1 protein-coding gene is annotated in these 1,481 nt (G+C 76.4%); it reads right to left on the bottom strand.

Going from position 1 to position 1,481, the window contains the following annotated elements; all coding sequences use genetic code 11:
- On the bottom strand, window positions 1-1,481 hold a 1,481-nt coding region (locus tag MHW47_RS35365), incomplete at both ends, for an amino acid adenylation domain-containing protein (protein WP_239227900.1).

Raw genomic sequence — 1,481 nt, 5'->3', positions numbered from 1 at the left:
AGCGCCCGCCGGTCCGGTTTGCCGTTGACCGTCAGCGGCAGGGCGTCCAGGACGACGACCGCCGAGGGCACCAGGTGGGCGGGCAGGGCGGTGCGGGCCAGGGCCAGCAGCTCCGCCCCGGTGACCGTGCGGCCGGCGCGCGGTACGGCGTAGCCGACGAGGCTCCGTTCGCCCGGCCGGTCCTCGCGGACCACGGCGAGCGCCTGGCCGACGTCCGGATGGGCGGCGAGCGCGTGCTCGACCTCGCCGGGCTCGATCCGTACCCCGCGCAGCTTGATCTGGCCGTCCGCCCGCCCCAGGAACCGCAGTTCGCCGGCCGGCGTCCACACCACCCGGTCACCCGTGCGGTACATCCGGCTGCCGTCCGCCGCGAACGGGTCGGGCACGAAGCGCTCGGCGGTCAGCCCGGGGCGCCCGGTGTAGCCGCGCGCCACGTGCGTGCCGGCGATGTACAGCTCGCCGGGCACCCCCGCCGGCACGGGCCGCAGCGCCTCGTCCAGGACGTGGCCGCGGGTGTTGTCCATGGGCCGGCCCAGGTGCAGCCCGGCCGTGCCGAGCGAGCCCCGGCCGCCGGTGAGCCACTGGTTGTGCGAGGCGAACGTCGTCTCGGTGGGCCCGTAGGAGTGGACCAGGACGGTGTCCGGACAGTGCGTCAGCACCCGCTGCACGGCGGCCGGGGAGGCGACGTCGCCGCCCGTCCACACCTCGCGCAGCAGCCGCAGCGTGTCCAGCGCCTCGTCGGCCATCACATGGAACAGGCCCACGGTGAAGTAGGCGGCGGTGACGCCGTGGTCCCGGACGGCCCGCGCGGTCTCCCCGAGGTCGGTGCCGTCGCCGGGCACGATCACCAGGCTGCCGCCGTTGACCAGCGGCACCCACATCTCGAAGACCGAGGCGTCGAACCCGGTCGCGGAGTGCACCAGCATCCGCCGGGGGCCGCCCGCCACGACGTCGCGGTCGGCGGCGAGCGCGGTGACGTTGCGATGGGTGACGCCGACGCCCTTGGGGCGGCCCGTCGAGCCGGAGGTGAACATCACGTACATCAGGTCGTCCCCGGCCACCGGTACGGCCTCGAACGGCGCCGGTACGGTGTCCCCGGCCGGTGCGTCGACCGGCAGGAGCGGTACGGAGACGTCCTCGGGCACCACCGCCGTGTGCGCGGTGTCGGTCGCGACGAGGCGGACGCCCGCGTCCCGGACCATCAGCGCGATCCTCGCCCCCGGCAGGGCCGGGTCCAGCGGGACGTAGGCGGCACCGCACTTGAGGATGGCGAGCGCGGTCACCACCAGCGGCACCCCGCGTTCGAGGAGCACCCCCACGGTGTCGCCCCGGCGCACCCCGGCCGCGCCCAGTCGGGCGGCCAGCGCCCCGGCCCGGGCGTCGAGGTCGCCGTAGCCGACCGTCTCCGCGTCGGTGATCAGCGCCGGGTGCCGGGGCGTGCGCACGGCCCGCCGGGCGATCAGCTCGTGCACCGCGGCCGT

The sequence above is a fragment of the Streptomyces sp. OfavH-34-F genome (assembly GCF_022347745.1).
Classification (GTDB): Bacteria; Actinomycetota; Actinomycetes; order Streptomycetales; family Streptomycetaceae; genus Streptomyces.
Note: the sequence above shows the minus strand (reverse complement) of the source record. Positions and strands in the feature narration are given on the sequence as shown.